This is a genomic window from Glutamicibacter sp. HZAU, from assembly GCF_004100365.1.
In the GTDB taxonomy this organism is placed as follows: domain Bacteria; phylum Actinomycetota; class Actinomycetes; order Actinomycetales; family Micrococcaceae; genus Glutamicibacter; species Glutamicibacter nicotianae.
In genome coordinates, this window is the sequence record NZ_SCKZ01000005.1 from 238,763 (window position 1) to 262,985 (window position 24,223).

Below are 24,223 nucleotides of genomic sequence, written 5' to 3' on the forward strand. Positions count from 1 at the left end.
AAAATAATCCGGTTCCCGCTTGGGGAACCGGATTACTTTTCTAGCTGCTAGCGATTGCGGCTGCGGCTCTGCAGTGCCGAGGAGACCAGGAAGGCCATTTCCAGGGACTGGCGGTGGTTCAGTCGCGGGTCGCACAGCGACTCATACAGCGAATCGAAGTCTTCTTCGCGGATCGGATCCGCGCCGCCGAGGCACTCAGCCACATCGTCGCCGGTCATCTCCACATGCAGACCGCCCGGGAAGGTGCCCAGCGAGTCGTGCACCTCGAAGAAGCCGCGGACTTCGTCCATGACATCATCGAAGTTGCGGGTCTTGTAGCCGTTCTGGCTGGTGACCGTGTTGCCGTGCATCGGGTCGGTAACCCACAGCACCTGTGCTCCTGATGCAGTGACCTTCTCCACCAGGTTCGGCAGCTTCTCGCGGATGTTCTTCGCACCCATGCGGGTGATGAAGGTCAGTCGGCCCGGCTCGCGGTTCGGATCGAGCTTGTCGATCAGCGCCAAGACATCTTCTGGATCCGTGGTTGGGCCCAGCTTCACCCCGATTGGGTTGCGCACGCGCGAAAGGAAATCAACGTGGGCGTGGTCCAGCTGGCGGGTGCGTTCGCCGATCCACAGGAAGTGGCCCGAGGTCGCGTACGGCAGGCCGGTGCGGGAGTCGGTACGGGTCAGCGCACGCTCGTAGTCCAGCAGCAAGGCTTCGTGGGAAGCGAAGAACTCGGTGCGCTTGAGCGCTTCGAAGTCTGCTCCGCAGGCATCCATGAAGCGGATGGCCGAGTCGATTTCCCCGGCCAGCTGCTCGTAGGCGGAGTGCGCCGGATTGGCCATGAAGCCGCTGTTCCAAGAGTGCACGCTGCGCAGGTCGGCGAATCCGCCCTGGGTGAAGGCGCGAATCAGGTTCAACGTGGCAGATGAGGTGTTGTAGGCCTGCACCATGCGCTTTGGATCGTGGGCACGGGACTCCGGCGTGAAATCGAAGCCGTTGACGATGTCGCCGCGGAATGCCGGCAAAGTTACACCATCTCGGGTTTCGTCATTCGAGGAGCGCGGCTTGGCGAACTGGCCAGCCATGCGCCCCATCTTGATGACCGGCATCGAGGCGCCATAGGTCAGCACGACGGCCATCTGCAAGATGGTGCGCACACGCGAGGAAATCTTGTCTGCGGTCGCGTCGGCAAAGGTTTCGGCGCAGTCGCCTCCCTGCAGCAAGAAGGCCTTGCCTTGGGCCGCCGCGGCCAGGCGTTCACGCAATACGTCGACTTCGCCGGCAAATACCAGTGGCGGACGCGAACCCAATTCCTTGATGGAGGACTGATAGTCCTTGTGCTCACGCCAGGTCGGCTGCTGGGCAATTGGCAGTTCACGCCACAAATCTAGTTGCGGATCGGTGGCGGGGCCGGCTACAGAAGAGCCGGGCAATGGGGTTCGGTTTTCTTCGCTCACCTTGCCCATTCTACGTGGCGTCGGCTCAAAGCACCGCGACGAATGTAACAACGAGCCGTAACACTGCCACTGATGCGCTGCTACTTCTCCGCTTTGCGCGGTGCGTAGATATCCACGTAGCTCTGGCCTGAGAGGACATTGATCGCCTTGCGGATTTCGTCGGCGCAGGCACGGAGCGTTTCGGGGTTCGATGGCTGGCCGCCCAGGTGCTCGAAGGTCAGCGGCTTGCCGATCTTGATGCCGACCTTTCCCGGATGCGGCAGGCTCTGGCCGATGGGCTGCACCTTGTCGGTACCGATCATCGCAATCGGTATCACCGGTGCGCCGGTCTCCAAGGCGAGCTTGGCGACACCGAGCTTGGCCCGGTACAACCGGCCATCCGGAGAACGCGTCCCTTCGGGATAGATGCCCAGCACCTGTCCCTGCTCCAGCGCCTTCTTGGCGCTGGCCAGCGAGGCCGCCGATTTCTGCCCGCCTGACCGGTCCATGGGCAGCTGGTTGATGTTGCGGAAGAACCACGCGGTGATCCGGCCTTTGATGCCGGTGCCATTGAAGTACTCGTCCTTGGCCAGGAAGATGACGGTGCGGTCCAGCGCAGCGGGGAGGAACACCGAGTCGCACACCGACAAGTGATTCGAAGCCAGGATTGCCGCGCCGGTTTCCGGCACATTGCCGATGCCCTGGATCTTGACGCGGAAGAAAATTCGGATAAGTGGCCGGACAGCGAAACGCTTGAGGAAGTCGTACAGCACGGCGGGAAAAGTCCTTCTTCTAGTTGACCAGCTACGCGGGAAGAGAAACCGCGACCTTGCTGGTCGAAGCGCACTCCGCACCATTCAATTGTGCACTACGCTCGGAGGTGTAGGCAGAATTCGGGAGGGTACCAAGATGAAAATTGATGAAGGCAATACTCCGCTCAATGAACCCGTGCGCTCCAACGCAGTGCTCTTGATCCATGGTTTTACCGGCTCCCCCGTCGCCATGCGGCCTTGGGCGGATTCCCTGGAGCTGGCCGGGTTCGACACTGACGTCCCGCTTTTGCCAGGCCACGGCACACAGTGGCAGGACATGGTCGGCCGAGGGTACGACCAGTGGATCCATGCCACCGAAGAAGCGTTCGACGAGCTCGCCAGGACCCACCAACAGGTATTCGTCGCCGGGCTATCGATGGGCGGCGCGCTGGCCCTGCACCTGGCGACCCGGCGCAACGTGGCTGGTGTGTCGCTGGTCAACCCGGGACTGGTCGTGGACTCCCGCTTGGCACCCTATACCCGTTGGCTCAAGCATGCCGTGCGCACTGTCGCCCCGATCAGCAATGACATTGCCAAGCGCGGCGTCGATGAAGGGGCCTACCCGCGCACCCCGGTAGCAGCAGTAGCCGAACTCCACGCGCTCTTTACCCAAACCCGCCGCCGCCTGGAATTGGTCAGCGCCCCGGTGCAGCTCTTCCGGTCCACCGTTGACAACGTGGTTTCGGAGCAATCGGTGCGCGAACTGGTCGCGGGCTTGAACCCGGGCACCTTGGCCGAGCACCATATGCTCCTGCACTCCAAGCATGTGGCCACGCTGGATTACGATGCCGAGCAGATCTTCCATGAATCGGCCCGCTTCTTCGCGCAGCTGGCCGCCAAGGAGCAGAAGCGGAAGGAGAAACACGCATGAATCAAGATGATGCCCATCCTTCGAACCAGCAAGACCCCCAATGGGATCAGCTGGTCGAGAATTTCCGCCAGCTCGATACCACGGCACCACGCGAACCCAGCGCCGAAGAGCGCAAGGCGCAGCTGGAGAAGCTGTTCAACACCGGACCTGCCGCGGTTCGCGGTCCACGCGACTACGAAAACGACGACACCGGCGAGGAGTTCGTTCCAGAAGCACCCGCCGCACTGGGTTCGGGCGATCCGATGCTGAATCTCGCCTGGGCTGGCGCGGCTGGCGGCCCGCTGGGGTTGCTGCTGTGCGTGCTGTTTTTCCGCTCGGCTCCGGCGTTCATTTATTTCGGTTTGGGAATCATTGCCCTGCTCGGAGTCGCATACTTGCTGAAACGTCTTCCCACTGAACGCGATCCGGGAGATGATGGGGCGCAAGTCTAGAAAACGGCTTTGAGCACGAACCACCGTAGGTTACTCTATAGTAATAAACATGTGATGCGGATTACCCGCAATTGCTAATGGGGTCACACGAAGTTTCAGGAGTTGAAGACCAGATGCGCGAATACAGCTCGCCAATTCGCATTCATTCGCCAGAGCAGTCGAACATTACCGATCTGCTACTGCGCCACGCGAATTCAGCGGCGAACCCGGCCTTGTTCTCCAAGCCGGGAGCCGACGGAACATGGAATGATGTCACTGCCTCGCAGTTCGCTGCCGATGCCCGGGCCATCGCGAAGGGCTTCATCGCCAACGGCATCGAGGCCGGCGACCGGATCGCCCTGATGGCCAAGACCCGATACGAGTGGACACTGGTCGACTTCGCCATCTGGTTCGCCGGTTGCATCACCGTTCCCATCTACGAAACTTCCTCCCCCAGCCAGGTTGCCTGGATCGTTTCGGATTCCGGCGCCAAGGCCGTGGTTGTCGAGGCCGCCGCCCAAGAAGCGGTCGTGCGCCGCGCCGCCCATCAGGAGCAGCTCGATTCCCTGGATCATGTCTGGCAGTTCGACGGCGGGCTGGACCAGCTCTCCGAAGATGGCAAGAACGTCGATGACCAGCTGCTCGAAACCCGCCGGGCAGGCGCATCCCTGGAAGATGTCGCCACAATCATCTACACCTCCGGCACGACCGGCCGCCCCAAGGGCTGCGAGCTGACCCACGGCAACTTCGTGGAGCTGGCAGAGAATGCGGTGGCTGCCTTGCCCGGTGCCGTCTACCCGGGCGCGTCAACCATCATGTTCCTGCCGCTGGCCCACGTATTCGCCCGTTTCATCTCTGTGGTCAACGTGGCTGCCGGCTGCCGCACCGGGCATACCCCGGACGTCAAGCACCTGCTCGAGGACCTGCAGTCCTTCAAGCCGAATTTCATCCTCGCCGTGCCGCGCGTCTTCGAGAAGGTCTACAACTCGGCCATGCTCAAGGCCGAGGACGGCGGCAAGGGCAAGATCTTCCACGCCGGCGTCAGCGTCGCGGTGGCGTATTCCAAGGCCACGCAGCAGGGCAAGGTTCCGCTGGCGCTGAATCTGAAGCACAAGCTCTTCGACGCCCTGCTCTACAAGAAGCTGCGCACCGCCATGGGCGGCAACATCCGCCATGCCGTCTCCGGAGGCGGCCCGCTGGGCGAACGCCTGGGCCATTTCTTCAACGGGATGGGCGTGACCATTCTGGAAGGCTACGGACTGACCGAAACCACCGCGCCGATTTCGGTCAATACGCTTGACCGCATCAAGATCGGCACCGTCGGCAAGCCGCTGCCGGGCAACGCCGTGCGCATTGCCGCTGACGGCGAGATCCTCGCCAAGGGCATCTGCGTGATGCGCGGCTACCGCAACCGCCCGGAACTCCAGGACGAGACCTTCACCGATGGCTGGTTCCACACCGGGGATATTGGCGAGCTCGACGCCGATGGATTCTTGAAGATCACCGGCCGCAAGAAGGAAATCATCGTGACCGCTGGCGGCAAGAACGTGGTTCCTGCCCTGCTCGAGGACCAGATCCGCGCCGACGCGCTGGTATCCCAATGCGTCGTCATCGGCGAGGGCCGGCCGTTCATTGCGGCCCTGGTGACCCTGGACCAGGAAGCCCTGCCAGGCTGGCTGGGCCGCCACCAGATGGACAAGGACCTGTCGCTGGAGGAGCTGTCGACCCACCCGAAGGTGCTCGAAACCGTGCAGGCGGTAATCGACAAGGCCAATGTTTCGGTCTCCAAGGCAGAAGCAATCAAGTCCTTCCGCATCGTGCCCGCTGACTTCACCGAGGAAACCGGCCATCTGACTCCCTCTATGAAGATCAAGCGTGCGGTAGTGCTCAAGGACTACGAAGCAGTGATCGATCAGATCTATTCGGCCCCCAAGCCCACTGCATAATCCAGCACAGCATGAGCCAGCTCCCACGATTCGCGAGCTGAAGCGGCCCAAGGCAACTTGAGGCCGCTTTGCTGTGTCCGGGCATAGTAGCTGCGCGGCAGGACCACGCGGCTGAACGCCGGGGCGGGATGGTTCTGGTGCTCGTGGCCGAGCACCGCGTAGATCAGGTTCGCGGCAAGCTCCTTGCGGCCGTTGGCCAGCAGCCATTCCACCAGTTCCATCAACCGGTCTTCGGATTCGGCGCTGGTATCCCCCACCGCCACCAGCACGTTCACACCGGTGAATTTGCCTTCCCTCACCGATTGCACGCGTTGCGGCCCGGCCGTGGCTACCGTGGCCTGGCACTCCAGCTCGCCGAATTGCTCGGCCAAGTGCTCGGCAATTTCGCAAAATGGCAGATGCGTGTCGAGGGTGAAGACCAGTACCGAGATGGGCAGGATCCTGGATCCCAGCTCGGCAACTTGTTGCTTCAGCTCCTCGGGCGCAGCCCCGGGCTTCGTCTTGTGTGCGCGCATCCCTGCTCCTTCAGCTAGTTGGTTCGCACGATCATTTGCGGCAGAGCGCAGGGGCCCGCAACCGTGGTCGCGAGCCCCTGCGCTCCGGGTACGGCGGGTGCTATTTCGGTTCGATGACCAGCAGCAGATCACCGCCCTGCACCTGGCTGGTGCCGTTCAGGGTTACCTGGCTGACCACGCCGCCGGTGTTGGCGGTGATGCCTGCCTCCATCTTCATGGCTTCGATGGTGGCTACCGACTGGCCGGCCTCGACCAAGTCGCCGACCTTGACGTTGACCGTCACGGCTCCGGCGAATGGTGCGGCGACATGGCCCTTGTCGTTAGGGTCGGCCTTCGGCGCGGACTTCACGGTGGATTCCACCGATTCATCGCGGACCCTGACCTGGCGGGACTGGCCGTTGAGGTTGACCACGACGGTGCGCAGGCCCTTCTCGTCAGCTTCCGACACCGATACCAGCCGGACGAGCAGTCGGACGCCGGTGCCCAGCGAGATGACATGCTCGATGCCTGGAACCAGGCCGTAGAGGTAGTCGCGGGTGTGCAGCACGGACAAATCGCCGTAGTTCTCCACCGACTTCTCGAAGTCGCGGGTTGGGCCTGCGAAGAGCAGCCGGTTCAGGGTGCCGCGGATCGTCTCCGAATCCGACTTCAGCGCCGCCGCGTCTTCCGCCGAGAGGTCCTCGATACGGGCCTTGACGTTGCGTCCCTGCAGCGCCTTCGTGCGGAATGGCTCTGGCCATCCGCCTGGAGGGTTGCCCAGCTCGCCCGAGAGGAACTGGATGACCGAATCCGGGATGTCGTAGTTCTGCGGGTTCGCTTCGAAGTCCGCGGCGGGCACGCCGGAGCCGACCAGCTGCAGGGCCAGGTCGCCGACGACCTTGGATGACGGGGTAACCTTCACCACGTTGCCGAGCATGTCGTTGACCGATGCGTACATCGACTCGATGGCTTCGAAACGCTCGCCCAGGCCCAGCGCGATGGCCTGCTGGCGCAGGTTCGAAAGCTGGCCACCTGGAATCTCATGCTGGTAGACACGGCCGGTCGGCGCCGGCAGTCCGGATTCGAATGGCTTGTACATCGCGCGCACTGCTTCCCAGTACGGTTCCAGCGACGCCACGGCATCCAGCGACAGGCCCGGATCGCGCTCGGAGAATTCCAGCGCCGCAACCAGTGCGGACGCCGAAGGCTGCGAGGTGGTGCCCGCCATGGCCGCGCTGGCCACGTCCACGGCGTCCACGCCGGCATCGATGGCAGCCATCAGGGTTGCCAGCTGGCCGCCGGAGGTGTCGTGGGTGTGCAGGTGCACCGGCAGGTCGAAGCGTTCGCGCAGCGCGGTCACCAGCTTGGTGGCAGCGGCCGGGCGCAGCAGGCCTGCCATGTCCTTGATCGCGATGATGTGCGCGCCGGCGTCGACGATCTGCTGGGCCAGGTCCAGGTAGTAGTCCAGGGTGTACAGCTTCTCTTCGGCATCCAGCAGGTTGCCGGTGTAGCAAAGGGCCACTTCGGCGACCGCGGTGCCGGTTTCGCGCACTGCCTTGATGGCCGGGGCCATCTGCGAGACATCGTTCAGCGCATCGAAGATGCGGAAGATGTCGATGCCGGCGGAGGCTGCTTCCTTCACGAACGCGTCGGTCACCTCGGTCGGGTACGGGGTGTAGCCCACGGTATTGCGCCCGCGCAGCAGCATCTGCAGCGGGATGTTCGGCAGCTCGGCGCGCAGCAGCTCCAGGCGCTTCCATGGATCCTCGCCCAGGAATCGCAGGGACACATCGTAGGTGGCACCGCCCCAGACCTCCATGGAGAACAGCTGCGGCACATTGTGCGCGTAGGCCGGAGCGGCGGCGAGCAGGTCGCGGGTACGCACGCGGGTGGCCAGCAGCGACTGGTGCGCGTCGCGGAAGGTGGTATCGGTGATCCCCACTGCCGTCGAGTCGCGCAGCGCCTTGGCAAAGCCCTCGGGGCCCAGCTCCAGCAGCTTCTGGCGCCAGCCATCAACCGGTGCGGCGGACTTCGATGGGCCGTCGAATGGCGAACGCTCCGGCTCGTCGGACTTGTCGCCCGGGAACGCGGGAAGCTTCTTGCGCGGGTCGATGCCCTCGACGCGGCTGCCATTGGGCTGGTTCACCGTGACATGGGCCAGGTAGTTCAGCGCCTTGGTGCCGCGGTCCTGGGACTCGTTGCCGGTGAGCAGATCCGGACGGGAATCGATGAAGTCGGTAGCGACATCACCGGCCAGGAACTGCGGGTCGCTGAGCACATTCTGGATGAACGGGATGTTGGTGGCCACGCCGCGCACGCGGAACTCGGCCAGCGCACGGCGGGCGCGGGCCACGGCGGTGGCGTAGTCGCGGCCGCGGCAGGTGAGCTTGACCAGCATCGAGTCGAAGTGCGGCGAGACCTCCGCGCCGGTGTAGATCGTGCCGCCATCCAGGCGCACGCCCGAGCCGCCGGCCGAACGGTACACCGTAATGGTTCCGACATCCGGACGGAAGCCGTTGGCCGGATCTTCGGTGGTGATGCGCGACTGCAGTGCCCAGCCACGCACCTGGACTGCGTCCTGGCTGATGCCCAGGTCCTTCAGCGATTCGCCGGAGGCGATGCGCATCTGCGACTGGACCAGGTCGATGTCGGTGACTTCTTCGGTCACCGTGTGCTCCACCTGGATGCGCGGGTTCATCTCGATGAAGACGTGCTGGCCGGCGCGCTCGCCCACGGTATCGACGAGGAATTCGACGGTACCGGCATTCTGGTAGCCCAGGGTCTGGGCAAACTTCACGGCGTCGCGGAACAGCGCCTGGCGGATCGACTCGTCCAGGTTCGGTGCCGGAGCGATCTCGACAACCTTCTGGTGGCGGCGCTGCAGCGAGCAGTCGCGCTCATGCAGGTGGACGATGTTGCCCTGCTCGTCGGCGAGGATCTGCACCTCGATGTGGCGCGGACGCAGCACTGCCTGCTCCAGGAAGACGGTTGGGTCGCCGAAGGCGGTGCCGGCTTCGCGCATGGCCGCGCCCATCAGTTCCGGCAGGTCTTCGCGCTTGTCGACGCGGCGCATGCCGCGCCCGCCGCCGCCGGCTACTGCCTTGACGAAGATCGGGAAGCCGATGCGATCGGCCTCGGCGATCAGGTAGTCGACGTCATCGCTTGGCTCGGAGGATTCCAGTACAGGAATGCCTGCTTCGCGGGCTGCTTTCAGTGCCGCGACCTTGTTGCCGGCCAGTTCAAGCACGTCCGCCTTTGGACCGATGAACTTGATGCCTTCTGCTTCGGCAGCGCGGGCGAGGTCGGGGTTCTCCGAGAGGAATCCGTAGCCCGGGTAAATTGCGTCCGCGCCGGCTTCTTTGGCAACGCGGATAATCTCGTCGATATCCAGGTAGGCGCGGACCGGATGGCCCTCTTCGCCGATCTGGTAGGCCTCTGCGGCCTTCTGGCGGTGGATCGAATTGCGATCTTCATGTGGGTAGACAGCAACGGTCTTTGCGCCCAGCTCGTAGCCGGCACGGAAGGCACGAATTGCAATCTCACCGCGGTTGGCGACCAAGATCTTTTCAAACATAGTGTCCCTACATCGAATCATTACACGCTGGCACAACGGCACCCTCGGGACTGTTTCCGTCAGGTGCTTGCCCGCCGCACCAGCGTGTCGGGTCTCGAAAAGCGGCAAGCATTTGCCACTTCTGTGAAATACCCTACACGGGGAATCTCCAGAACGTCCAAACATTTCATCTTGTGGTCAGACCACATGAAATAATTGGAGCTGTGAAGTTTTAATCACTAACTTGTGCCTAATGGCAAAAACTCACGTTGCAAAGTCGGAGAATCGCCGGTCGGCACACTATGATGATGAGAGACTAAAAATTCGGTGGGACGTTTAAACTAACGAACAGTGAAAGGCGTGGTCTGGTCCGTGCACGTAGTGAGCATCAGCAGCCTCAAGGGTGGCGTAGGAAAAACCTCCGTGACACTCGGATTGGCTTCAGCAGCACTTGCCGCCGGCATTCCGACTCTCGTCATTGACCTGGATCCCCATGCGGATGCCAGCACTGGCCTCGGAGTCCGGGCTAACGGAAAGCAGCCAATTGGGCAGATGCTCAAGAACGCTCGCCGTGCCCGCCTGCAGGATCAGGTTGTCGCCAGCGCCTGGCAGTCCAAGGCAGCAGAGAAGAAGTCCCGCACCCGAATTCCAGTGCTCGACGTTGCCGTTGGCGATGCCTTCACCGGAATCTACGATCGCCCTGATCTGCGCACCCGCGACCTGCGCCGCCTCTCCCAGCTCCTGAGCCGCACCAGCGGCTACCAGCTGGTGCTCATCGACTGCCCGCCATCGCTGAACGGCCTGACCCGCATGGCATGGAGCGCATCGGATCAGCTCCTGCTGGTCGCAGAACCGAGCCTGTTCTCCGTCGCCGGCACCGAGCGCACCCAGCGCGCATTGGAACTGTTCCGCCGCGAGTTCGCTCCGTCCCTGGGACCGGTGCACGTCGTCGCCAACCGGGTCCGCAAGGATTCTGCAGAGCACACCTTCCGCTTGGGCGAAATGCGCCAGATGTTCGGCGATTCCATGGTCAAGCCCGAAATTCCCGAGCACCCGGAGTGGCAGCAGATCCAGGGCGCCGCGTATTCGGTGCACCAGTGGCCTTCGAAAGCCACCGCTCCGATGCTGGCCCAGTTCGACGCCTTGCTCAAGGAAGTCATGTCTGCCGCAGGCCCGAACAACACCTAGGATCTCCGGACAATATTTGGACAAATTGGAACTTAAACTACTGGCCGGATCTTCCTTCGTGGAAGATCCGGCCAGTAGTTTAAGTATTGGTTTCCAGTCCCGGGCTTAGCCGGCGTTGCGAGCGGCCTTGGCGGCACGACGGGCAGCCAGCTCGTCTTCAGGCAGGGCCTGCTGCGCAGAGCTCTCAGATGGCAGCTGGGCCAGCGATCCTTCGACCTCGCGCCAGACGCGGCCCACGGCGATGCCGAACACGCCTTGGCCCTTCTGGACGAGGTCGATGACCTCATCCGCGCTCGTGCATTCGTAGACCGAAGCGCCATCGCTCATCAGGGTGATCTGGGCAAGATCCTCGACACCGCGTTCACGCAGATGCAAAACAGCCGAACGGATCTGCTGCAGTGATACTCCGGTGTCCAGCAACCGCTTGACGACCTTGAGCACGAGGATGTCCCGGAAGGAGTAAAGCCGGTGGCTGCCAGAGCCCTTGGCTCCGCGCACTGCTGGCTCCACCAAGCCGGTACGTGCCCAGTAGTCGAGCTGCCGGTAGGTGATGCCTGCCGCCTTGCACACAATCGGACCACGGTAGCCTGCATGCTCGTCCAGCTCAGGCAGGTCATCGGTGAAGAGCAACCCCTGGGTACTGGATTGCTTGGTGCCACCATCGACCCCATAGTGAGGTCCAGTCTGGCGAGACTCCATCCAATTGCTCCTTGCGTGTCAGCACGTTCCTAAACGAGTATCCAGGGACCGGATAAGAACCGCGCAGATGCGAGTGATGACCATCAAAATACAGCTCTATTTAAATGTCCCTATGCAAAGACGGTACGGCGATAATGCCTAATGGTCAAAGACCTTCAAGCTTAACTTTAAGGCGTGTCGCGCGAGCTTCGGGAATTACCCAATTCAAGGCCTGTATTCCGCTGAAACCAAACGTCCGATTTCTATGAGGAGAAATCCTCTGGATCAATGTTGTCCAAGAATTCCCGGAATTCCCGCATTTGCTCTTCAGGCGCTTCTTCGCCGTCTGACTCGTTTTCGATCGCCACTCCTGCTTCCTCCAGGACATCCTCGGCGCACATGATGGGGCACTGCGCGCGCACGGCCAGCGCCACCGCATCAGAGGAACGCGAATCCACGCGTTTGCCGTTGGAGAGGACGAGTTCGGCGACGAATACGGCGTTGTGCACCGAGACGATTTCGATCCGTTCAAGTTTCACGCCCATGCTTTCAATGACGCTGATCAACAGGTCGTGAGTCATCGGACGCGGCGGTGTGAGCCCTTGCTCGGACATGGCAATGGCCGAAGCCTCGGGCGCGCCAATCCACAGCGGCAGGTAGAGATTCCGCTCTGGATACTTGAGCAGCAGCAGCGGCTGATTCGCCGGCAGTTGAATACGGATCCCGGCAAACTCCAGTTCCAGCATGCTAGCCCCTTAGAGTTGTGGTTTCCTGTTGGAATTCAGCCTAGCGATCTAGTTGGGAAATAGCACGTTGCACTAGGGCTTCGTGTATTTCCAGGCACTGGCGGGAGATTTCCTGGGCCTCTTCCGCGGCACGGGCGCGGGCGGAAACTTCCGGCTTTTTCAGTTCGTTGCCGACAATCGATTCGATCAGCGAGAACTCGCGATCGGCCGCTGTGCGGAACTGCCGCAGATGGCGGGGCTCGACGCCATGACCGGCCAGCTGTACCGCCGACTTGGTGACCTTGATGCTGCTGGCGTCGAACAGGCCAGCCAACGGTTCGATCAAGCCGAACTTGATCAATTCGCCGATGAGATCCTCGCTGGCGCCGGTCAGCCCCTGCAGCTCAGCCATGGAGACCGAACGGGCCTTTCGCTCCACGGCCTCGGCCATGTCGTTGTTGACTGCCTTGGGAGCCACCGGGGCTCCCCCAGGCAATGCCGCCGGTGCTTCACCGCGGTCCACCGAGTCAAGGTGGTCCTTGATGACCTTCAAAGGCAGGTACTGGTCGCGTTGCACGGACAGGATGAAACGCAAGCGGCTCACGTCCGACGCGGAGTACTTCCGGTATCCGGCTGAGGTGCGTTGCGGGATGATCAAGCCCTTGTCTTCCAGGAAACGGATCTTGGAAGCGGTGACGCGCGGGAATTCATCCTTGAGTTCCGAGAGCACTTCGCCGATATTCAGCGCGGCCTGCCGGACGGTCTCGTGGCGTGGTGCCTCGAGTCGTGGGCTGCGGGCTGCGTCAAAGATCGGCAAAGGGTCTACACCTCGGATGTATGGATATGTCGGCGTGCTAGACGCCGGCGGACAAAACCTCGAACTCTACCAGTTTAAAGGTTGGGAACGCTTTGGTAGAAATTCAGGCGGAATTTGCCAATCTGAACTTGCACGCCGGTACTCAATGGAATTTCGTCGATGCGGTCCCCGTTGATGTAGGTGCCGTTGAGCGATCCGATGTCGCTGAGGGTGAAGCGCTCGCCAGTACGGGAGAACTTGGCGTGACGACGCGAAACGGTTACGTCATCCAGGAAGATATCGGCGTTCGGATGCCGGCCTGCGATACTCTCGTCGGTGTCCAGCAGGAAACGCGCCCCCTTGTTCGGTCCTGAATGGGCGATAAGCAGCGCAGAACCAGCCGGTAGGGCGTTAACTGCGTTTTTCTCATCTTCACTCAGGGTGTAGATGACCGAAGGTTCAGCACCCTTGTGCGCCCCAGGAAGAGCGATATTGGTCGTCTCAGAGGCAGACTCGTTGTGCGGGTCAACCGGCCGATGTTCCGACATTGTGGGGTCCTCCAGAAAATTCTGCTTACAGTTCGTGCGTGACGACCTTGTGTTCTACGTTGGCACAGTCAGTATTACCAAACTATTTACAGATTAGCCTACTCACTGCCCAAGTGATAACAGAAAGTACATATTTTCCGATGCGCCGGATGGCCAGTGTGGCATGATGCCATTAGAGAAGAAGATGCACTGGGATCGCCAACACTTCGATCTTTTCGCACAGATAAAATCGATGCAAGGCCATATCAGGAACTTTCAGGTGAATCATGACGAAAATACTGCTCAAGCGGGCATACGCAGCGCCCAGCGCCGAGGATGGCTACAGAATTCTGGTTGACAGGCTCTGGCCGCGCGGGCAAAGCAAGGCGGTGCTCCAGCTGGATCACTGGGCCAAGGGCATTGCGCCGAGCACCGAGCTGCGCAAAGGCTGGGATCATGACCCCGCCCGCTTTGATGAATTCGCGCAGCACTATCGCACCGAACTGAACCAGAATCCCGCAGTCGACGACTTCCTGGAATTACTCTCCCAGCATCAAGTGGTCACCTTCGTCTACGGAGCGAAGGATGAGCAGACTAATCACGCGGTGGTGTTGCGTGACTATCTGCTGGATCAGCTGTCTGCTCCGTAGGAGGCACGAAGCACACGCCGTCGGCGCACACCATGTCCGAAGCGGCAACGTGCTGAAGATCGAAGCTGAATTCCCCGCCCACTGTGGCACCTTTCGTCGAATAGCCCTGTCCACGTGGTACAACCCCACCAGCCCGGCAAATATTCCGGACTTGAAGCTGCGACCGACTCCAGCAAGATACCGATGGCACCGCGATATTCGCGGTGCCATCGGTATCTTGGATGCCGTCAGTCAGCGCACTGCTTAGCGCTGATCGAGCAGGATCGGTTCGAAGAAGCCGGCCAGCTCTTCGGTAGCGTCCAGCGGCAGGATGCTGGCTACGTACATGTCCGGACGGACAATCACGATCGCGCCATCGCGGGAGATCTGGCGCTCCTCGAAGATATCTGAGCCTTCCAGCGTGGTGTAGACCTTCTCGTAATCCATGAGTCCGAAGTCCCCGATGTTCGGACGGAACACCTTGGGCGCGTCGTTGACGTTCATCGTGGTGTAGTCCTGCTGGTAGACGACCTTGACGTCGAACATCGCATCGGTGTCGGCGCCCTTCGGAGTGAAGCGCACCAGTGGCGACCGCTCGTCCTCCAGCAGCCAGCTCGACAGGTCGGCAATCTTCTGCGACTGCCCGATTGGCAGCTGGTCTGCGAAGACGTAGATGCGGTAGCGGCCATCAGCCCGGTGGTGGTGGCCCAGGTGCTTCGGGTTGGCATCGGCCAGGCGCATGACCTGCGAGGAGCGGAAGCGCTTGCCCATAGGGAAGCCGGCAGCCAGTTCCTGGTAGTCCTTGCCGGCGGTCAGCGACGACTGCGCGTACTCGGTCATGAAGCCGGCAGGGAATTCGGCTGTGCGCACGTAGAACTCGGCAACGCCTTCCTGGCCTTCGAGCTCCTCGGGCGAGGCGGCCATGATGGAGGACCACTTCTTGTCGAAGTCGATCAGGTCTTTGGCGATCACCTTGCGTTCTTCCGAGTAGGTGCGCAGCAGGCTTTCCGGAGCCCGGCCGGAGAGCACGTAGCCGATCTTCCAGGCCAGGTTGAATCCGTCCTGCATGGAGACATTCATTCCCTGTCCGGCCTTGGCCGAGTGCGTGTGGCAGGCATCGCCGGTGATGAACACGCGCGGTTCGCGGCTGCCGATTTCTTCGACCACTACATCGTCGAAGCGGTCGGCCAGGCGGTGGCCCACTTCGTACACGCTGTGCCACGCAACGTCCTTGACCTCCAGGGTGTAGGGATTCAGGATCGCCTTGGCGCGCTCGATGATTTCTTCCAGCGGGGTCTCGCGGACCTTGCCGTTGTCATCCTCCGGGACTTCGCCGAGATCGACGTAGAGGCGGAAGAGCTGACCGCCTTCGCGCGGGATCAGCAGGATGGATCCTGCCTTGGAGTGGATGGCGCACTTGGTGCGCACGTCCGGGAAGCTGGTCAACGCCAGGGTGTCCATGACGCCCCAGGCGTGGTTGGCCTTGTCGCCGGAGAGCTTCGCGCCGATCGAGCGGCGGACATTGCTTCGGGCTCCGTCGGAACCGACCACGTACTTGGCGCGCACAACGCGCTCGACGCCGTTGTTGTCGTCCCCGCAGCCAACCAGGGTGACCCTGACCGGGTATTCCTCGCCGTCCTCGACAACCAGTTCCTTGAAGTCCCAGCCGTAGTCCGGCACGGTGCGGGCTGGCGAGTTCGCGGCGAATTCGGCGAAGTAGTCGATGACACGAGCCTGGTTGACCACGAGGTGCGGGAATTCGCTGACGCCGGTGGGGTCATCGGGGGTCCGGTCGGTGCGGATGATGTGCTCCGGGTTGGCCGGGTCAGGATTCCAGAAGGTGGTTTCCGTGATGATGTAGGCCTCGGCGGTGATGCGCTCGGCAAAGCCGAAGGCCTGGAAGGTCTCGACGGTGCGCGACTGGATTCCGTCGGCCTGGCCGATTTCCAGGCGGCCCGGGCGCCGGTCGATGATGCGGGTGTGCACATCAGGGAATTGGGACAGCTGGGCGGCGGTGATGATCCCGGCAGGACCGGCGCCGACGATCAGCACATCCATTTCATCCGGCAGCTCGGCGGGACGATTTACGCCCGCACCAGCAGCTGGCTGCACTCGTGGATCCGCCGAAATGTATCCGTTGTGGTGAAACTGCACCGTTTCATCCCCCAATTCCCTCTGATGACCTCAGTCAATAAGCTACTTGTTCGATATTAGAACGACATGATCTTTTATCGCACACTAATCATATACGATCTGTGAGCTCACACACAAGCGGACGTAAGCTGCACCCCACGCGCTCGGATCCGCTGATGCTCGTTGCTACAGATGGTCCCACTGCGCGCCAGCAGACTCCAGTACTTGTTGTCCATGGAGGTTCGAACTGCACTTGAGCGCTCTGTGCACTGCTGGCCTTTGCGCAGACCACCCGGGAGCCGGGACTGTGCAGCTGGCAGCAAGCAGCGGATGAATTGGATTGCAGCTGAGCCGTGCCCACCCCGCGGCACGTTCGTCGGCGGTTCGGGCCGCGAACCGGAGAATCGAAACGGCGGCTTGAGTGGCAGATGCTGGCTGGCAGAGGGCTACTTAACCAGCTCGACGCGTCCGGCTGAGACTGAGAGGCGATGAACTACCGCGTGCTCGCGCATTTTCTGCTGCCATCGCCGGTCATGGCTCACCGTGATCACGGTGCCCGGGTAATCCACCAGTGCGGCTTCCAGCTGCTCGACCAGGGCCGGGGAAAGATGGTTTGTCGGCTCGTCGAGAAGCAGCACCTGCGCCTTGGCGCTGACCGCAACGGCCAGCTCCAATCGGCGGCGCTGGCCCACCGACAGCGCCATGGGATGCCGCAGGAAATCCTGCGGCGCAAACAAGCCAAGCTTGGCCAAGGACGCACCAGCATCCTGGACGTACTGGCCGGTGGCCAAGGCGAAAGCTTCGATCAGGCTGTCGCCGGGAAGGATCCCGATGTCCTGGCGCAGCCAAGCGCAGTGCAGGTGAGCAGCGCGCTCGATCCGCCCCGCGGTGCATTCCAGTTCGCCGGCAAGCATCTTCAGCAACGTAGATTTGCCAGCGCCGTTGGAGCCGGTGACCAGCCAACGCTCACCGAGCCTGATTTCGAAGCTGCCGGTGGACAGTCTCGGCGCGATGCTGCGCTGCGCGTTCATCACCTTCAGCAGGGTTTCACCCCGGTGCTGACCTTCGCCGCCGCCGCTAGGCATGGCGAATGCCAATTCGGCGGCAGGCTCAGGGGCACGGTGGGTTTCGAGTTCCTCGATACGCGACTTGGCCTGGCGAATCTTCGAAGTCGAGCCGTGGCTGGAATCGCGGGCACGGAAATTGCCGTGCCCGAAACCTGCCTTCTCCTGCTTGCGCGGGATGGCGGCAACGCGCGAAGCGTACTTGTCGATGAGATTCTGCGAACGCTCATGCTCCTGGACCCACTGCTCATAGGCCACGCGGATGGCGGTTCTCTCCTGCTCCTTGGCATGCAGATAACCGTCATAGCCGTTGCCGTAGTGCGCGAGCTGGCCATCGCTGACCTCGATGATGGACCGGGCGAAGCGCTTGAGGAACATCCGGTCGTGGCTGATCAGCACCAGGGCGCCGCGGTGCTTGCCAATGGTCCGCTCCAGCCAGTTCATGGCTGTCTCGTCAAGGTCGTTCGTCGGTTCATCCAGCAGAAGCAATTGCGCACCGGAGCACAGCACGCAGGCCAGGGCGAGACGCGAGGATTGCCCGCCGGATAGCTGCGCAACGGGTCGTTGCCGGTCCATCTGCCCCAGCCCCAGCTGCTCCAGCGCGCTATCCAGGCGCTGCGCCAGCGAATAGCCGTCGGCGGCTTCGTACAGATCGGTGACTTTCTGCAGCTGCTGCAGGAGCCGTAGGGCCTGATCCTCCGGGGCATCGTCGAGCCTATGCGAGATGACGCGCATCAAGGTTTCCAGTTCGCGGAAGCGCTGGTGGTAGGAATCGATGACCTGCTGCACGCTCATCGCTTGCGCGAAGCGCGGGTTCTGCGCGGCATAGGCCACGGCGCCGGGCGCGTTCATCGTGCGCTGCCCGCGGTCGGGTGCCAGATTTCCGGCGATGACACGCATCAGCGTAGATTTGCCCGAACCATTATCGCCAAGCACGGCGATGCGACCGGTAGCGGAAATGGACAGTTCGATGCCGGCGAGGACATCTCGTTCGCCGAAGCTGACCGCGATGTCCTGCAACAAGCAGACGTAATCCGGTTCGGTGTCTTGTTCGCGCCGATCGGAGGGGCGCACATTCCGGGAGTGGGTCATGGGTCATTCCTGCCTCGCACCGGTTCCGCCCGCCGGAGCAGGCTTCGGTGCTGGTGGTTGGAGGCACTCGCAGGTGCCGAGGACTTGGCGGCAGCGAAGCAGAGCCCACTGCTGGCTGGCGCCTAGAGGAAATGGATCCCAAGAATTATCGTGCCCATCGTCCAAGGCTAATGCTCTGGGTTCGGTGCTGGCAAGGCTCGTGCGGCTAGAGGTCGATATTGCCTTCGATGAGCACATTCGTGGCGCCGCCCACCCAGAGCTGTCCGTCGGCCATCTCCAAATGCACTTCTCCATCGCGTCCCGCCTTGGCGCCCTGCCGGTTGACCAGAGGCGCGGCGGCATGCCCGGCGTCGATCAGCCATTGCGCGGCCGCGCCATTCAAGCTCCCGGTGACCGGATCCTCGCGCACTGCGCCGTTTTCAATGGTCAGCGCCCTCACTTCGAAGCCCCCGCCTGGCGTACTGGGTGGCAACGCGCCAAGGACCCCGATCTTCCAGCGGCCGGACCGTTGCGGAGCCTGCGCCGAGATCTCCAGGAGCTGCTGCGCGTCCTGCAGCAGGATGGCGGCCCAGCCCGGTCCGTTATCCACCCATTGCGCATCCACCACCTGCTCCGGGCCGATGCCCAGGATTTGCAGCATTTCCGCCAGCTCCTGCCGCCCGATCGCACCGGTGCGCGTCGCCGGCGGCGAGGCGAAGGACAGCAGCTGGCCATCGATCCTGATCGGCACCAGCCCGGCACCGCATTCGGCGATCAGCTGCTTCGGGTCGCGTGGCACTCCCCCGGCGTGCAGCCAGGCGCGGGCGGTGCCCAGGGCCGGGTGGCCGGCAAACGGGTATTCGCGGTCGCGGGCGAAGATCCGGAACCGGTAGTCGGCCTGCTCATGGCGTGCCGGGAGGATGAAGGTGGTCTCCGAGAGGTTGGACCAGAGCGAGTAGTCGCGCATCGATTCGGCATCCAGGCCTTCGCCATCGAGCACCACGCCCAAGGGGTTGCCCTTGTACGGACGGGTGCTGAAGACATCGACCTGCTGGAATCTGCGTTGCATTGGACCATCTTCCGGATGTTCGGGCGCCGGGTGCGCAATTGCGGGCGGGCACGGCAAAACCCCGCCGAGAGGTCATCTCGACGGGGTTTTGCGATCGGCTGGTCGGGCTAGCGGGATTTGAACCCACGGCCTCCTCACCCCCAGTGAGGCGCGCTACCAAGCTGCGCCATAGCCCGATGCCCTCGCAGCCGTTATCCCCAAGTCGTGAGAACCAAGGGTGCCGTCTGCGAAAAGCTCCTCTACTAGCCTACACCAAGTGAAGGGCTAAATTCGAAATTTAGCGATTGCGCCCGCGGCGTTCGCGGATTCGCATCGAAACTTCGATCGGGCTGCCCTCGAAACCGAAGGTCTCGCGCAGCCGGCGGGTGATGAAGCGGCGGTAGCCCGGATCCAGGAAGCCGGTGGTGAACAGCACGAAGCGCGGCGGGCGGGCCGAGGCCTGGGTGCCGAACAGGATGCGTGGCTGCTTGCCGCCGCGCACCGGGTGCGGGTGGGCCGCGACAAGCTCGCCCAGGAAGGCGTTCAGCTTGCCGGTCGGGATGCGCTTGTCCCAGGATTCCAGCGCGGTGTTCAACGCAGGAACCAGCTTGTCCTTGTGCCAGCCGGTCTTCGCCGAGATGTTCACGCGCGGCGCCCACTCGATATGGGCCAGGTCGCGCTCGATCTCCTGCTCCAGGTAGTAACGGCGGTCCTCGTCCACCTCATCCCACTTGTTGTAGACGATGACCATCGCGCGGCCGGCCTCGATGGCCAGCTGGATGATGCGCACGTCCTGCTCGGAAATGGTCTCGTTGGCGGCCAGCAGGATCACTGCGACCTCGGCCTTCTCCAGCGCGGTCTGGGTGCGCAGCGACGCGTAGTAGTCCGAGCCGACGGCCATGTGCTGGCGGCGGCGGATGCCTGCGGTATCCACGAAGCGCCAGACCTCGCCGCCCAGCTCGACCAGTTCGTCCACCGGGTCGCGGGTGGTGCCGGCGTAGTCGTCGACCACCACGCGCTCGGAACCGGCCACCTTGTTCAGCAGCGAGGACTTGCCCACATTCGGGCGGCCGATCAGCGCGATGCGGCGCGGACCGCCCGAGGGGATCATCCCGCCGAAGGCCGAATGCTCCGGCAGCTTCTCCATGACCGCGTCCAGCAGGTCGGCGGTGCCGCGGCCGTGCAGGGCCGAGACCGGCCACGGCTGGCCGAAGCCCAGGCCCCAGAGCACGGCGGCTTCGGCTTCCTGGTTGAAGTCGTCGACCTTGTTGGCCACCAGGAAGACCGGCTTGCCCTTCTTGCGCAGCATCTTCACCACTGCCTCGTCGGTGGCGGTGGCCCCCACATGGGAGTCGACCACGAAGAGGATGGCGTCGGCGACGTCGGCGGCGATTTCCGCCTGGTCGGCCACCGAGGCGTGGATGCCCTTGGCATCGTGCTCCCAGCCGCCGGTGTCCACGATGGTGAATGGGCGGCCCATCCACTCGGCGGAGTAGGACACGCGGTCGCGGGTGACGCCCGGGGTGTCCTCCACGACCGCTTCGCGGCGGCCGAGGATGCGGTTGACCAGGGTGGACTTGCCCACGTTGGGGCGTCCGATGACAGCCAGGACCGGTGGAATGACGACGTCTTCATCGTCGTCGTCGAAGTGGTCCAGCCCTGCCAGCAGGGCCGAGTCCTCGTCGTCCAGTTCGTAGTCTTCCAGTCCGCTGAGCAGGGCCTTGGCGCGGACGTCGGCCTCTTCCTCGCTCAGTTCGGCCAGGCGCTCGGCGATATCGTCGTCTCCAACGGGGATGTATTCCTCGTCGTGGGTGGAGTTGTTCTCGCTCATGATTTTCCCTTCACAGCGATCGTAATCTTCATCGGCTCTCGCCGAGGATGGGCACCAGCTTGAGGCTAGTTTTTCGTTGCGGTGCTGATGGCGTCAAGCACCGCGTCGATGGTCTGCTCGAAATCCAGGTCCGAGGAGTCAACGGTCATGACCCCGTCGGCGGCCTGGGTGAAGTTCACCACGGTGGAGTCCTTCGCATCGCGCGCCAGCACCTGGGTGGCCAGCTGCGCGTCGTTCTGGGTTCCGCCCAGCTGCAGGCCGCGGCGGCGCAGGCGGGCTTCCTCCGAAGCAGTCAGCAGGATACGCGCATCGGCATCCGGGGCGACCACGGTGGTGATGTCGCGGCCTTCGGCCACGATGCGGGCGTTGGCGGCGATGATCTCCTGCTGGCGGCGGACCAGTTCGGCTCGCGCGTCCAGGTTGGTGGCCACGGTGGAGACCTGCTCGGAGATGCGCGGTTCGCGGATCGCCGCGGTCACATCCACCCCGCCGATTTCGACCAGTTCGGCATCCGGGTCAACCGAGATGGACAGCTTCGCATCGCGCACTGCCTGGGCCACGGCGCCTGCGTTGGCCAGGTCGGTGCCGTCGGCGAGCACCGAGTAGGTGATCGCGCGGTACATGGCACCGGTGTCCAGGTAGGCGGCGCCCAGCTTGCGGGCGACGGCCTTGGAGACCGAGGACTTGCCGGAGCCGCTGGGGCCGTCGATGGCAATAACAAGCTTGTCGTTGTTCAAGGTGCTCACTGGGCTACTTTCCATCCGTTCTTGGTCAATACGTCGATCAGTTCATCGCGCCGGCCGGGCACGACCGAAACATCCACCATGCCGACCTGGTGGCCGGCGGAGTGCTCCATGCGCAGATCCTCGATGTTGATCTGCGCGTCGCCGATTTCGGTCAGCAGCTGCGCGATCTGCCCCGGGCGGTCGTCGATCACGACGGTCACCAGGGCGAAGGCCTGCGGCGGCGCGCCGTGCTTGCCCGGGATCCGGGCGCGCCCGGCGTTGCCTTCGGTCATCAGCTGCGAGAGGTCCAGCAGCGCGCCGGCCCCTTGCGGGTTGCGCAGCGTGCTGATCAGCCGGTCCAGGTCTTCCTTCATCCCGGTCAGGATCGGCACCAGCGCTTCGGCGTTGTGCGAGAAGATCTGGATCCAGAGCTTCTCGTCGCTGGCCGCGATGCGCGTGGTGTCGCGCAGCCCGTTGCCGGCCAGGGCCAGCTGGTGGCTTTCGGCGTTCAGCAGGCGCGAGGCGATCATCGAGCTGGCCGCCTGCGGGAAGTGGCTGATCAGCGCGACGGATTCGTCATGCTCGGTGACGCTCATCCGGTGCATGGTCGCACCCAGGTCGATGGCCAGGGATTCGGCGGCCTTGACCCGCGATGCCTGCGCCCCCTCGTGGGCGCAGATGACCCACGGCATGGAGGTGAACAGCTCGCCGCGGGCGGCGGCCGGTCCGGATTTCTCCCGGCCAGCCATCGGGTGCGTCCCCACATAGCGGGATCTCTCTGCCTCGCCCAGCCGGGCATCGGCCAGCACGCCGGCCAGGATCGAGCCCTTGACGCTGGCGATGTCCACCACCGTGGCGTTCGGGTAGGCCAGCAGCGCGTCGCCGACCAGCGCGGCGGTGACATCCGGCGGAGCGCCGATCACTACCAGCTCGGGGGCGATCTGCTGGTTATCCAGCAGCACGCCGGCGCCGATGTCCTGGGCGACCCCGGCCGCGGTCGGCGAAATATCCGACAGGTAGACGTGCACGCCCTTGGCGCGCAGTCCCAGTCCCACCGAGGTGCCCAGCAAGCCGGTGCCGATGACCAGCACCGGGCCTGCGAGGTGCGAGGCGGCCATCTGCTACATCCCCACCATGGCCATGAGGTGCCCGACTTCCTGGTTGCCCAGGGAGCGGATGGTGCCCTGCTTCTGGTCGCCCAGCTGCACCGGGCCCACGGCGACGCGCACCAGGCGCTGGACCGGGTGGCCCACGGCGTCGAACATGCGGCGCACGATGCGGTTGCGGCCCGAGTGCAGGGTCACCTCGACCATCACGTGCTTCGGGGTGGTGGCGATGATCTTCAGGTCATCGACCTTGATCCAGCCGTCTTCGAGCTTGATGCCCTCGCGCAGCTGGTTGCTCACCGCGCGCGGCAGCGGGCCGGGGATCTGCACCAGGTAGGTCTTCGGGACCTCGTACTTCGGGTGCTGCAGGCGGTTGGCCAGCTCGCCGTCGTTGGTCAGGATCAGCACGCCCTCGGTCTTGTAGTCCAGGCGGCCGACGTGGAACAGGCGCAGCGACTTGTGCTCGTTCTTGAAGTAGTCGGCGATGGTGCGACGGCCTTCCGGGTCGTCCATCGTGCACATCACGTGCTTCGGCTTGTTGAAGACGAAGTAGCGGTTGGCCTGGTTCGTCTGGATGCGCATGCCATCGACGTGGATGCGGTCCTTGTCCGGGTCCACGCGGGTGCCCAGCTCGACGACCAGATTGCCGTTGACCTCGACGCGGCCTTCGAGGATCATCTCCTCGCAGACGCGGCGCGATGCCACCCCGGCGTTGGCCATGGCCTTCTGCAGGCGGATGCCGTCCTGCTGCTCGCCGTGGATCTCGCGGGCCGCCTGGTTCTCGGCACGGGCCTGGGCGCGGGCGCGCTGGGTCGGGCGTGCGTAGTTGTTCGGCACGGAGTTGCCGAAGCGTTCCTTGGCGAAGGCCCGCTCGGAGTTCTTGCGCGCTGCCGAGGTGTTGCGCTTGGCCGGGTTCGACTTCTCGCCCGGCTTGCCCGAGGCGGACTTGCCGTACGGCTTCTCGCCGAAGGACTTGCCGCCGGTGCGGCCTGCGCCGCCTGGCTTGCCGTAGGACTTGCCCCCGGATTTGCCGCCGTTGCCGTTGCGGCCGCCTGCTGGCTTGCCGCCGAAGTTTGAATTGCCGCCGCGATCATTGCGGCCGGAGGAGGATCCCCTGCTCATGCTTGCCTGTGTCCCTTGCTGTTACGTGTTCGCTGCGCGAGCCCGCCAGTGGCATCGGCTTCACGCGTGGTTG

General features: G+C 63.3%; 20 protein-coding genes and 1 tRNA gene. 5 read left to right on the forward strand and 16 right to left on the reverse strand.

Annotated elements, in window-relative coordinates:
• Window positions 1-47: 47 nt before the first annotated feature.
• The gene (locus EKH49_RS09500; protein ID WP_442903505.1) at window positions 48-1,442 is read right to left on the reverse strand and encodes a class II 3-deoxy-7-phosphoheptulonate synthase; all 1,395 of its coding nucleotides are present in this window, start codon (window positions 1,440-1,442) and stop codon (window positions 48-50) included.
• 80 nt (window positions 1,443-1,522) lie between these two features.
• Window positions 1,523-2,194, reverse strand: a complete 672-nt coding sequence (locus EKH49_RS09505) for a lysophospholipid acyltransferase family protein (protein ID WP_201739591.1) — start codon at window positions 2,192-2,194, stop codon at window positions 1,523-1,525.
• Window positions 2,195-2,330: 136 nt separating this feature from the next.
• Between EKH49_RS09505 and EKH49_RS09510 the strand changes: the two genes are divergently transcribed.
• The 3 genes from EKH49_RS09510 to EKH49_RS09520 all read left to right on the forward strand — a co-directional run bounded on the left by EKH49_RS09510 (window position 2,331) and on the right by EKH49_RS09520 (window position 5,460).
• Window positions 2,331-3,104 (forward strand): alpha/beta hydrolase, encoded by a 774-nt coding sequence (locus tag EKH49_RS09510; protein WP_161567496.1) that lies wholly within the window; start codon window positions 2,331-2,333, stop codon window positions 3,102-3,104.
• Window positions 3,101-3,535, forward strand: a complete 435-nt coding sequence (locus tag EKH49_RS09515) for a hypothetical protein (protein WP_128470650.1) — start codon at window positions 3,101-3,103, stop codon at window positions 3,533-3,535. The genes EKH49_RS09510 and EKH49_RS09515 overlap by 4 nt, the downstream gene beginning before the upstream one ends.
• A gap of 113 nt (window positions 3,536-3,648) precedes the next feature.
• Entirely contained in the window at window positions 3,649-5,460 is a 1,812-nt protein-coding gene (locus EKH49_RS09520) for an AMP-dependent synthetase/ligase (RefSeq protein WP_128470651.1), read from the forward strand.
• Here EKH49_RS09520 and EKH49_RS09525 read toward each other — a convergent pair.
• Window positions 5,433-5,975 carry a hypothetical protein gene (locus EKH49_RS09525; RefSeq protein ID WP_038990352.1) on the reverse strand — a complete coding sequence of 181 codons (543 nt, stop codon included), beginning with the start codon at window positions 5,973-5,975 and terminating at the stop codon, window positions 5,433-5,435. The two genes, EKH49_RS09520 and EKH49_RS09525, sit on opposite strands and share 28 nt — an antisense overlap.
• A gap of 100 nt (window positions 5,976-6,075) precedes the next feature.
• Window positions 6,076-9,528, reverse strand: coding sequence for a pyruvate carboxylase (locus EKH49_RS09530; RefSeq protein WP_128470652.1), 3,453 nt, complete (start codon window positions 9,526-9,528; stop codon window positions 6,076-6,078).
• A 351-nt stretch (window positions 9,529-9,879) separates the two neighbouring features.
• Between EKH49_RS09530 and EKH49_RS09535 the strand changes: the two genes are divergently transcribed.
• Window positions 9,880-10,695 carry a ParA family protein gene (locus EKH49_RS09535; RefSeq protein ID WP_038990475.1) on the forward strand — a complete coding sequence of 272 codons (816 nt, stop codon included), beginning with the start codon at window positions 9,880-9,882 and terminating at the stop codon, window positions 10,693-10,695.
• Window positions 10,696-10,800: 105 nt separating this feature from the next.
• On the opposite strand, the gene EKH49_RS09540 is transcribed toward EKH49_RS09535, so the two are convergent.
• From EKH49_RS09540 to EKH49_RS09555, 4 genes are all read right to left on the reverse strand, one after another.
• Window positions 10,801-11,394 (reverse strand): MerR family transcriptional regulator, encoded by a 594-nt coding sequence (locus tag EKH49_RS09540; RefSeq protein ID WP_128470653.1) that lies wholly within the window; start codon window positions 11,392-11,394, stop codon window positions 10,801-10,803.
• Between the two features lie 242 nt (window positions 11,395-11,636).
• On the reverse strand, window positions 11,637-12,119 hold the full coding sequence (locus tag EKH49_RS09545; protein WP_038990348.1) for a bifunctional nuclease family protein: 483 nt from the start codon (window positions 12,117-12,119) through the stop codon (window positions 11,637-11,639).
• Window positions 12,120-12,159: 40 nt separating this feature from the next.
• Window positions 12,160-12,915, reverse strand: a complete 756-nt coding sequence (gene ftsR, locus EKH49_RS09550) for a transcriptional regulator FtsR (RefSeq protein ID WP_236641107.1) — start codon at window positions 12,913-12,915, stop codon at window positions 12,160-12,162.
• A gap of 74 nt (window positions 12,916-12,989) precedes the next feature.
• Window positions 12,990-13,442 (reverse strand): FHA domain-containing protein, encoded by a 453-nt coding sequence (locus EKH49_RS09555; protein WP_038990347.1) that lies wholly within the window; start codon window positions 13,440-13,442, stop codon window positions 12,990-12,992.
• A gap of 266 nt (window positions 13,443-13,708) precedes the next feature.
• On the opposite strand from EKH49_RS09555, the gene EKH49_RS09560 reads away from it, so the two are divergent.
• Window positions 13,709-14,071 carry a DUF488 domain-containing protein gene (locus EKH49_RS09560; protein ID WP_128470654.1) on the forward strand — a complete coding sequence of 121 codons (363 nt, stop codon included), beginning with the start codon at window positions 13,709-13,711 and terminating at the stop codon, window positions 14,069-14,071.
• Window positions 14,072-14,314: 243 nt separating this feature from the next.
• Here EKH49_RS09560 and EKH49_RS09565 read toward each other — a convergent pair whose 3' ends face one another.
• The 8 genes from EKH49_RS09565 to EKH49_RS09600 form a co-directional block, all read right to left on the reverse strand.
• Entirely contained in the window at window positions 14,315-16,204 is a 1,890-nt protein-coding gene (locus EKH49_RS09565; RefSeq protein ID WP_128470655.1) for an FAD-binding monooxygenase, read from the reverse strand.
• A 425-nt stretch (window positions 16,205-16,629) separates the two neighbouring features.
• Window positions 16,630-18,339: a ribosomal protection-like ABC-F family protein gene (gene abc-f, locus EKH49_RS09570; protein ID WP_128470656.1), complete on the reverse strand. Its 1,710-nt coding sequence runs from the start codon at window positions 18,337-18,339 to the stop codon at window positions 16,630-16,632.
• Window positions 18,340-18,544: 205 nt separating this feature from the next.
• A complete protein-coding gene (locus EKH49_RS09575; protein ID WP_128470657.1) occupies window positions 18,545-19,387 on the reverse strand; it encodes a PhzF family phenazine biosynthesis protein in 843 nt (280 codons plus the stop codon).
• Window positions 19,388-19,486: 99 nt separating this feature from the next.
• Window positions 19,487-19,563 (reverse strand) — tRNA-Pro (locus tag EKH49_RS09580).
• Between the two features lie 101 nt (window positions 19,564-19,664).
• Window positions 19,665-21,197, reverse strand: a complete 1,533-nt coding sequence (der, locus tag EKH49_RS09585; RefSeq protein ID WP_121866508.1) for a ribosome biogenesis GTPase Der — start codon at window positions 21,195-21,197, stop codon at window positions 19,665-19,667.
• Between the two features lie 65 nt (window positions 21,198-21,262).
• Window positions 21,263-21,973 (reverse strand): (d)CMP kinase, encoded by a 711-nt coding sequence (gene cmk, locus EKH49_RS09590; protein WP_442903507.1) that lies wholly within the window; start codon window positions 21,971-21,973, stop codon window positions 21,263-21,265.
• Entirely contained in the window at window positions 21,940-23,040 is a 1,101-nt protein-coding gene (locus EKH49_RS09595; protein WP_128470659.1) for a prephenate dehydrogenase, read from the reverse strand. The genes cmk and EKH49_RS09595 overlap by 34 nt, the downstream gene beginning before the upstream one ends.
• A gap of 3 nt (window positions 23,041-23,043) precedes the next feature.
• Window positions 23,044-24,150 (reverse strand): pseudouridine synthase, encoded by a 1,107-nt coding sequence (locus tag EKH49_RS09600; RefSeq protein WP_128470660.1) that lies wholly within the window; start codon window positions 24,148-24,150, stop codon window positions 23,044-23,046.
• Window positions 24,151-24,223 lie beyond the last annotated feature (73 nt).